This is a genomic window from Aeromonas sp. s9, assembly GCF_040907765.1.
Classification (GTDB): Bacteria; Pseudomonadota; Gammaproteobacteria; order Enterobacterales; family Aeromonadaceae; genus Aeromonas; species Aeromonas caviae.
This window is the reverse complement of sequence record NZ_JBFOCK010000047.1, coordinates 1-8,987: the sequence shown is the minus strand read 5'-3', so window position 1 is coordinate 8,987 and position 8,987 is coordinate 1. Positions and strand designations below refer to the sequence as shown.

Sequence of the window (8,987 nt, the reverse complement as noted above, 5' to 3'; positions counted from 1 at the left end):
CGCTTTTTGTCCGCTCCCCGCCGTATCAGTGGTTTGCATAACCCCAGCGACTGGTCAACTCATGCTCGACACCCAGGTGGTCGAGGATGCGGGCGACCATGAAGTCCACCAGATCTTCGATGCTTTTGGGTTCATGGTAGAACCCTGGCGCCGCCGGCATGATGGTCACGCCAAGACGGGCAAGCTTGAGCATGTTCTCCAGATGGATCGCCGAGAAGGGGCTCTCCCGGGGCACCAGAATCAGCTGGCCGCGCTCCTTGATCACCACGTCCGCCGCCCGCTCCAGCAGGTTGTCCGAGGTGCCGTTGGCGATCGCCGAGACGGTGCCCATGGAGCAGGGACAGACCACCATCTGTTTGGGGGCCGCCGAGCCGGAGGCCACCGGCGAGAACCACTCCTCCTTGCCGCAGGCGACGATCTGACCCTCTTTGGCACCATAATGGCGACAGAGGTACGCCGACAGCTCCCTGGGGGAGCCCGGCCAATCCTGCTGCTGCTCGGTCTTGAGCACAACCCTGGCCGCCGAGGAGGCGAGCAGGAAGACCCGATAGTCCGCCTGCACCAGGCATTCCAGCAGGCGCAGGGCATAGGGAGCGCCGGAGGCACCGGTCAGCGCCAGAGTGATGGCCTTGTTCATGATGCGCTCTGCAGCTCCTTGAGGCGGGCGATCAGCTTGTCGTGAATGCCGCCAAACCCGCCGTTGCTCATGATCAGAATATGATCCCCTGGGCGGCTCTCGGCCACCAGGGCGCCAATCAGGGCATCAAGGGCCTCGAATACCCGGGCAGGCCGGGTCATGTGGGCCGTCACCTCCCCCAGATCCCAGCCGATGTTGGGGGGCTGGAAGAAGAACACCTCGTCGGCACCGTCGAAGCAACCGGCCAGCTCCTCCTTGTGAACCCCGAGCTTCATGGTGTTGGAGCGGGGCTCCAGCACCGCCAGGATGCGGGCCTTGCCCACCTTGGCGCGCAGGCCGCCCAGGGTGGTCTCGATGGCGGTGGGGTGGTGAGCGAAGTCATCGTAGACGCTGATGCCGGCCACTTCCCCTTTCAGCTCCATGCGCCGCTTGGGGGACTTGAACTGGCAGAGGGCGTTGATCCCGTGCTCCACCATGACACCGGCATGGCGGGCGGCGGCGATGGCCATCAGACCGTTGTTGACGTTGTGCTCTCCGATGCACTCCCAGTGCACCTCCCCCTGTTTCACGCCATCCAGCCACACCTCGAAGGCGGAGCCGTCATCGGCCAGCTTCACCGCCTTCCACTTGGCGTCGTCCTGGCCCACCAGCTCCACCTCGCTCCAGCAGCCCATCTCGCGCACGGCGGTAAGGTTGTCATCACCTTTGGGGAAGAGCACCCGGCCGTTGCTCGGCACGGTGCGCATCAGGTGGTGGAACTGGCGCTGGATGGCGGCGAGATCCGGGAAGATGTCAGCGTGGTCGAACTCCAGGTTGTTCATCACCAGGGTGCGCGGGTGGTAGTGGACAAACTTGGATCGCTTGTCGAAGAAGGCGCAGTCATATTCGTCCGCTTCAATCACAAAGAAGGGAGCCGAGCCGAGACGGGCGGAAACCGGGAAGTTGCCCGGCACGCCGCCGATGAGGAAACCGGGTTCCAGCTTGGCATACTCCAGCACCCAGGCCAGCATGCTGGCGGTGGTGGTCTTGCCATGGGTGCCCGCGACGGCCAGCACCCAGCGATCCTTCAGCACGTGCTCCAGCAGCCACTGAGGGCCGGAGATATAGGGCAGATTGCGGTCCAGCACATATTCCACACAGGGGTTGCCACGGCTCATGGCATTGCCGATCACCACCAGATCCGGCGCCGGATCGAGCTGGGAGGGGTCGTAGCCTTCGGTCAGTTCGATGCCCTGTTGCTCGAGCTGGGTGCTCATGGGGGGATAGACGTTGGCGTCAGAGCCGGTCACCCGATAGCCAAGCTGTTTTGCCAACACCGCCAGACCACCCATGAAGGTGCCGCAGATCCCGAGAATGTGAATGTGCATACCGCTGCCTTTTCCAGTAAAGGGAGTGCGCATTCTAGGGTCTGTTGACCCGGTGGCACAAGCCGCGCCCATGGGGAGCGAAGGCATCGGCGCCCGCAGACGACAGAAATCGGGCAAGCGCGGGGAAAAGCCACCCTCCACCACGCCACCCGGCCCTTGAAATATGGTCATTTGACGGGACATCGCTATAATGTCGGCCTGCAAACTTGACTCCAACACTCAAAGGAAACGTCATGAGCCTGAACCTGGTACCGGCCGGCAAGAGCCTGCCTGACGACATCTACGTCATCATCGAAATCCCGCAGAACGCCGACCCGATCAAATACGAAGTCGACAAGGACAGCGGCGCCATCTTCGTTGACCGTTTCATGTCCACCCCGATGTTCTACCCGTGCAACTACGGTTACGTGAACGCCACCCTGTCCCTGGACGGGGATCCGGTCGACGTGCTGGTTCCGACTCCCTACCCGCTGCTGGCCGGCTCCGTCATCCGTTGCCGCCCGGTCGGTGTGCTGAAGATGACCGACGAATCAGGCGAAGACGCCAAGATCGTGGCCGTTCCCCACTCCAAGCTGACCAAGCAGTACGATCACATCCAGGATGTGAACGATCTGCCCGAGTTGCTGAAAGCTCAGATCCAGCACTTCTTCGAGCGCTACAAAGAGCTGGAAGCGGGCAAGTGGGTCAAGGTGGAAGGTTGGGGCGACAAGGCCGCTGCCGAAGCCGAGATCAAGACCTCTGCCGAGCGTTACGCTGCAAAATAAGCGTATCCCTCGCAAAAAAAGGCGCCTTATGGCGCCTTTTTTATTGGTCGTTGCGGGGACGCTCCGGGGGGATCCCCCTGGATATAGAGGTCGCGACCGTTTTGCCGATAGGGGCGGTAATAGTCATCACCGCAGCGATATTCCTGACCGGCACCTCCCACCAGATCGCAGTTGACCGGCAGCACCTCCAGCCACTTGATGGCCTGCTGGAAGCGCAGCCACTCCTGCCATTCATGCTCCCGGGCCAGCTGATCCCGCAGGGCGAAGGTATCCGCGCTGGACAACCCCTGATTGACGATGACCTGCCCCGCCAGCGCCGGCGTGGCCACCAATATCAGCAGAAACCGTGAAACAAGCTTCATGATGATTTCCCCCATGACTTATTTCCTGAATTAAATTTAAAGTCAGATCAGATAATTACCAATATATCTGTCACCAGACCAATCCAAATGCCGGTCACTCACCTAGTTGTTTATTATCGACCCAGGCGGAGGCGCACCATGAAACTGGCACAAGGCTTTCTGTGCAGTCTGCTCTTCGGCACCATGGCGCAGGCCAACGAGATCAACCTGAGCTGGCAGTGGCAATCTGCGGATGGTCAGCAAAAGCACCTGCAATTGACGGCGGATGAGCGCACCTTTTCAGCCAGCCGTCACGAGATGACACAGCTCGACACCGCCCTCAACTTCCCGCTGGAAACACTCTACTCCTACATCAGTCCGCGCCTCTACAACAGCATCAACCAGATCAACCAGCACAGCCCGGAGACGGCCACCAAGTTCCGCAACCTGGAACAGGCCTTTACCCTGCACGACAGCAGCCTCGAATCCGCCCAGTTCTGGCAGGCCTACCGGCAATATCAGGAGGACGCCTTCTACGAAATGCGGGTCCAGCCCTGCGTGCACCCGGCCAACCAGAAGCTGCCCTGTGTGCGCCCCAACTACTCCCAGCTGTTCTATCAGTTCAAGGGAGACCTCAAACCCCTGGCACAGCAGTTTTCGGCCAAGGATCTCGCCACCAGCGTCACCCTGCTGCAGGAGTGGCTGAGCGGCATCCCCACCCCGCCCGAGCAGATGGACCACTTCGCTCCGCCCTTGCAGGCCCTGCAGGACAACAAGGCCGACAGCGACGAGAAGGCGCTGCTCATGGCCAGTCTGCTGGCGGAGCTGGCGCCCCAGTACAGTCTCAGCATCATCTATCCGAACATCAGCATCGGCAGCGTCTCGCCGGCCTGGCTCGCCATCACGGCCGACAGCGGCCTTGAGGGAGACACCCTGGTGATCGGCAATCAGCGCCACGTGCTGCTCACCGGTTCTCCCCTGCTGGCCCAGCAGATGACCATGGCCCAGATTCCCTTGATCAGCGAACCGCTCTACTAGCCTCTTCTGACCATCACTTGCTTTTGATGGATGACATGCCATCCTTGCCGCCGTCATTGGGGGATGGCGCCCATGTTGACAAGATCACCGTCGCACCCTGCATTATTTAACACTTTTTAAACAGATCCGATCAGTTTAGGATGTTCAGGGTCCCATTCCCTCGACCCAAAAATCGTTATAACATCACAAAGGAGTGTCATCCGGATGAAACATCTCGTGCTTACTCTGGCGCTGCTGCCAACCCTGGTCATGGCCCACAACATCAAGGAATCAACCCAGGTGCCGCTGGTCAACATCAGCGACAAGGGGGAGCTGGTGCTCAAGGAGAAGGAGATCAGCTATCAGCCCTGGCAGAGCAAGGTCCTGACCGGCAAGGTCTTCCTGATCCAGCACATCGCGGGTCGCTCCAGCGCCAAGGAGCTCAATGCCCCCATGATCGAGGCGATCAAGGCGGCCAAGCTGCCCCACGACAAGTACCAGACCGTCACCATCATCAACAGCAATGACGCCATCTGGGGCACGTCCGGTTTCGTGAAGAGCAGTGCCGAGGACAGCAAGAAAGAGTTCCCCTGGTCCGCCATGGTGCTGGATGCCAAGGGGATGGCCCGCAACGCCTGGGCGCTCACCCCGGAAAGTTCGGCCATCATACTGCTGGATAAAGAGGGCAAGGTGCTGTTTGCCAAAGATGGCCAGCTCGATGCCGCCGAGATAACCAAGGTGATGGGGCTCATCCAGTCCCATCTCTGAATCAGAGAGAAGGGCGCTGATGGCGCCCTTTCCACAAGGGTCTATGGGTCGTTCCACACTGACAATCTGGGTGTTGCTGCTGGGCTGGTTGTGGATGCAACCGGCGCTGGCACAGCACCCTCTTGAAGCTGCCCTGCCCGATCACGGTCATGCCTGCACCTTCTGCGTCCTGCATCTGGATGGCAAGCTGGCACTGACGCCGACCCCCGTTCTCCCTTCCCTCTCCTTTGGCATCGACCGGTATATCGGCACTCCCCAACCGAGGGCGGCCACCGGCACCACGGGACATCGCCGTATCCGCGCCCCGCCGCCCCTTCATTGTTTCTTTTTTTGAACCAATCTTTTCTCTATTTATTCAAAAGGATTAACGATGAAAGCAGTCACCCTGTTGCTGGCCGCTGCCGCCTTCGGCGCCCAGGCCCATCACGACGAACACGAAAGCCACAGCCACGGTGCCCATGAGCACGGTCACGGCCACCTCAACCTGGTACTCGACGGCAACCAGCTGATGATCGAGTTGCAGGCCCCTGCCGCCGATCTGGTGGGCTTCGAGCATGCCGCCAACACCGATGAGGAGAAAGCGCAGTATGCCAAGGCGGTGGCCCGCCTCCAGCAGCCCGACGCCCTCTTCCGTTTCGACCCGGCCGCCGGCTGCAAGCTGACCCAGCAGGAGCTGCAGGCCGCCAAGGAAGATCATGACCATGAGCACGAGCACGAGCACGACAAGGCTGATGGCGCTCACGATGAACACCATCACGACGACGCGGGCCATGCGGACATGGGAGCCATGTACACCTACACCTGCGCTACCCCGGCCAAGCTCACCGGTCTCGAGGCCACCCTGTTCAGCCTCTACCCGAGCCTGGAGAAGCTGAGCGTGCAGGGCATACTGCCCACCGGCCAGACCGCCGCCGAACTGACTCCGTCCGCCAACAAACTGGGCTGGTAACACCATGAAACATGCCGTGGTTGAGATCCGTGATCTGGCCTTTGCCTGGCCGGGTCACGAAGCCGTCCTCGATCTGCCCGCCCTTCGCATCCACGAGGGTGAGCGCGTCTTCATCAAGGGCCCATCGGGTTGTGGCAAGTCCACCCTGCTTGGGTTGCTGGCCGGTATCCAGACCGCCAACCACGGCACCCTGGAAGTGCTGGGCCAGCCCCTGGCCCGGCTTTCCGGCCGCGCCCGTGACCAGTTCCGGGCGGCCAATCTGGGGTACATCTTCCAGCAGTTCAATCTGCTGCCGTTTCTCTCGGTGCAGGACAACGTCACCGCTGCCCTCACCTTTTCACCCGCCAAGCGGGCCCGCCTGACAGGGAGCCCCGAGCAGGAGGCGCGCCGCCTGCTGGCAGAACTGCAACTGCCGGATGAGGCGCTCCATCACCCCGTCCACGCCCTCAGCATCGGCCAGCAGCAGCGAGTCGCCGCCGCCCGCGCCCTGATAGGCTCCCCTCCTCTGGTGATAGCCGACGAGCCCACCTCGGCCCTGGACACCGACAACCGGGCCGCCTTCATCCGGCTGCTGTTCGAGGAGTGTGACAAGCAGGGATCTACCCTGGTCTTCGTCAGTCACGATCCCTATCTGGAGCCCCTCTTCCCCCGGGTGGAGAACCTGCAACAGCTCAACCGGAGGGCGGCATGACCACACGCCATCATTTCGCAGCCCGTCCGGCCATCTCCCCTTCACTGCGGAGGCTCTCATGCTGAAACTCGCCCTGCAAAGTCTCTGGGCCCGTCGCCTCACCGCCGGGCTCACCCTGCTGGCCGTCGCCATCAGCGTCACCCTGCTGCTCGGGGTGGAGCGGGTGCGCAGTCAGGCACGGGACAGCTTCGCCAACACCGTCTCGGGCACCGATCTCATCGTCGGCGCCCGCTCCGGTCAGGTGAACCTGCTGCTCTATTCGGTGTTTCGCATCGGCAACCCCACCAACAACGTGGGCTGGGACTCCTACCAGGCCATCAAGGCCAGGCCCGGTATCGCCTGGACCATCCCCCTCTCCCTTGGCGACTCCCACAAGGGGTTTCGCGTGCTCGGCACCAATGGGGACTACTTCACCCACCTGAAGTACGGCCAGCAGCAGGCGCTCGTCCTGCGCGAAGGCCGCCCCTTCGAAACACCGTTTGAAGCGGTGCTGGGTGCCCAGGTGGCCGAAAAGCTCGGCTATCACCTGGATCAATCCATCGTCATCGCCCATGGCGCCGGCAACACCTCGTTCAGCCAGCACGACAACATGCCGTTCAAGGTGGTGGGGATCCTGGCCCCCACCGGCACCCCCATCGATCGCACTATCCATGTGCCGCTGGCGGGCATAGAGGCGATCCATCTGGGCTGGGACACCGGTCGTCACAGCAAGAACGTGACCCCGGAACAGGCGATGGCGCTGGATCTCACCCCCAAGACCATCACCGCCTTCATGGTGGGGCTGAGCAACCGGATCCTGGCGTTCCAGTTGCAGCGCAGCGTCAACACCTATCCCAAAGAGCCCCTGATGGCCATCCTGCCGGGAGCCGCCCTGCAGGAGCTCTGGGGGCTGATGAGCGTGGCGGAGACCGCCCTGTCGGTGATCGCGGGCTTCGTGGTGGTGGCGGGCCTCATCGGCATGCTGACCACCCTGCTCGCCGGCCTCAACGAGCGGCGCCGCGAGCTCGCCATTCTGCGCTCCCTGGGGGCGGGCCCTGCCCATCTCTTCCTGCTGCTGGCGCTGGAGGCGATGGCGCTCACCACGGCGGGCATCGCCCTCGGGGTGGCCGCGCTCTATCTCGGTCAGGGGCTTGCTAGCCCCTGGCTGCTCAGCCACTATGGCCTGCAAATGAGCCTGGGTCTGCCGAGCGCCTATGAGTGGCAACTGCTGGGCCTGGTCTGGCTGGCGGGCATGGTGATCGGGCTGCTGCCTGCCGCCCGCGCTTACCGCTACAGCCTGAGCGACGGCATGAGCATTCGCGTCTGACCCGACGCATCCGACCAAGAGAGAAGAACAGATGATGAAGTGGAAAATAGTGGCGCTGCTGGCCAGCCTGCTGGTACTGCCTGCCATGGCCGCAGATTACAAGACCATCGACTGGGATATCCTCATCCCGGAGGGGGAAAAACTGCTGCCACCGCCCCAGGTCAGCCATGATGGCGACTTCTCCTCGGTGCCGCAGCCGGTGGGGGGCGTCAACAAGAAGCTGGACAATCAGGAGGTGCGGATCCCCGGGTTCGTGGTGCCCCTGGAAGGGGATGCCAAGACCATCACCGCCTTCCTGCTGGTCCCCTACTTTGGCGCCTGCATTCACGTGCCGCCCCCGCCCACCAACCAGGTGATCTACGTGAGCTACCCCAAGGGGGCGCCGGTGGATGACCTCTGGGACGCCATCTGGGTCAAGGGCAAGATGCACACCGTCAGCTCCAGCCACGAGATGGCCACCGCTTCCTACTCCATGGACGCGGTCGAGGTCAGCGTCTACGAAGAGTGAGCCCCTGATGGCCTCCCCCGGGAGGCCATTTTTTTAGGTTCATCGCGGCTTTCCGGGGAAGGCCGCCTTGATTTTCAGAAAAAAGTATTCTGAGTCCCTAAATCCATATGCCATGCGCTTTATCACTTTGATCTTGTTGTTCACCCCTTCCAGCACACTCGTGTGCATCGGGTAGTTTGCACTCGCCAGGATCCCCCGCATATATTTCGATAAATTTCGACCAAATCGTTGCAGCGGCGCTAGCCCGCTTTCCTTCACCTGCCGCATCCAGCTCCGCCATCGTCGCCATCCTTCCCACACGCTCGGCGCATACCAGATGCCCTTCAACGCCTCTTTCAGCACGTACACCATCGCCAGCGGTTGATTCGCCGCCAACAGCTCCTGCAACTTCACATCCTGTTTTTCACTCAGCTTCGTCCGATTACGTAGCAGCAACCAACGCGCACTTTTGACCACTTTTCGCGCCGGTTTATCGCTTTTCAGTGCATTCGCCTGCTCCACTCGCACCCGGTCCACCACCTCTCGGCCATAGCGAGCCACCACGTGGAACAGGTCGTAGACCACCTCCGCCTGCGGGCAGTGTTGCTTCACCTCCAGGTCGAACGCCGTGTTCATGTCCATCGCCACCGCCTCAATCTG

Annotated in this window: 11 protein-coding genes and 1 pseudogene; 8 read left to right on the top strand and 4 right to left on the bottom strand. The window is 61.8% G+C overall.

Features of this window, described 5'->3' with window-relative positions:
• Positions 1–25 precede the first annotated feature (25 nt).
• Positions 26–637: a flavin prenyltransferase UbiX gene (locus AB5Y54_RS09535; protein WP_042864976.1), complete on the bottom strand. Its 612-nt coding sequence runs from the start codon at positions 635–637 to the stop codon at positions 26–28.
• On the bottom strand, positions 634–2,004 hold the full coding sequence (mpl, locus tag AB5Y54_RS09530; RefSeq protein ID WP_039040843.1) for a UDP-N-acetylmuramate:L-alanyl-gamma-D-glutamyl-meso-diaminopimelate ligase: 1,371 nt from the start codon (positions 2,002–2,004) through the stop codon (positions 634–636). The genes AB5Y54_RS09535 and mpl overlap by 4 nt, the downstream gene beginning before the upstream one ends.
• Positions 2,005–2,237: 233 nt before the next feature.
• On the opposite strand from mpl, the gene ppa reads away from it, so the two are divergent.
• On the top strand, positions 2,238–2,768 hold the full coding sequence (gene ppa, locus AB5Y54_RS09525) for an inorganic diphosphatase (protein ID WP_005335667.1): 531 nt from the start codon (positions 2,238–2,240) through the stop codon (positions 2,766–2,768).
• Between the two features lie 26 nt (positions 2,769–2,794).
• Here ppa and AB5Y54_RS09520 read toward each other — a convergent pair whose 3' ends face one another.
• A complete protein-coding gene (locus AB5Y54_RS09520; RefSeq protein WP_010675583.1) occupies positions 2,795–3,145 on the bottom strand; it encodes a hypothetical protein in 351 nt (116 codons plus the stop codon).
• A gap of 123 nt (positions 3,146–3,268) precedes the next feature.
• Here AB5Y54_RS09520 and AB5Y54_RS09515 point away from each other — a divergent pair, with 123 nt between their 5' ends.
• The 7 genes from AB5Y54_RS09515 to AB5Y54_RS09485 all read left to right on the top strand — a co-directional run bounded on the left by AB5Y54_RS09515 (position 3,269) and on the right by AB5Y54_RS09485 (position 8,348).
• Positions 3,269–4,147, top strand: coding sequence for a hypothetical protein (locus AB5Y54_RS09515; RefSeq protein ID WP_010675584.1), 879 nt, complete (start codon positions 3,269–3,271; stop codon positions 4,145–4,147).
• Between the two features lie 204 nt (positions 4,148–4,351).
• Positions 4,352–4,894, top strand: a complete 543-nt coding sequence (locus AB5Y54_RS09510; RefSeq protein WP_010675585.1) for a YtfJ family protein — start codon at positions 4,352–4,354, stop codon at positions 4,892–4,894.
• 43 nt (positions 4,895–4,937) lie between these two features.
• The gene (locus tag AB5Y54_RS09505; protein WP_109112833.1) at positions 4,938–5,228 is read left to right on the top strand and encodes a hypothetical protein; all 291 of its coding nucleotides are present in this window, start codon (positions 4,938–4,940) and stop codon (positions 5,226–5,228) included.
• A gap of 36 nt (positions 5,229–5,264) precedes the next feature.
• Complete coding sequence (locus AB5Y54_RS09500) at positions 5,265–5,843, top strand: DUF2796 domain-containing protein (protein WP_223932085.1); 579 nt, start codon at positions 5,265–5,267, stop codon at positions 5,841–5,843.
• 4 nt (positions 5,844–5,847) lie between these two features.
• The gene (locus AB5Y54_RS09495) at positions 5,848–6,534 is read left to right on the top strand and encodes an ABC transporter ATP-binding protein (protein WP_201957025.1); all 687 of its coding nucleotides are present in this window, start codon (positions 5,848–5,850) and stop codon (positions 6,532–6,534) included.
• Positions 6,535–6,592: 58 nt separating this feature from the next.
• Positions 6,593–7,840: an ABC transporter permease gene (locus tag AB5Y54_RS09490; RefSeq protein WP_201922676.1), complete on the top strand. Its 1,248-nt coding sequence runs from the start codon at positions 6,593–6,595 to the stop codon at positions 7,838–7,840.
• Between the two features lie 31 nt (positions 7,841–7,871).
• Positions 7,872–8,348 carry a DUF3299 domain-containing protein gene (locus AB5Y54_RS09485; RefSeq protein ID WP_010675589.1) on the top strand — a complete coding sequence of 159 codons (477 nt, stop codon included), beginning with the start codon at positions 7,872–7,874 and terminating at the stop codon, positions 8,346–8,348.
• 39 nt (positions 8,349–8,387) lie between these two features.
• Here AB5Y54_RS09485 and AB5Y54_RS09480 read toward each other — a convergent pair.
• Positions 8,388–8,987: pseudogene (locus AB5Y54_RS09480) on the bottom strand (ISL3-like element ISAeme19 family transposase); the annotation flags it as partial.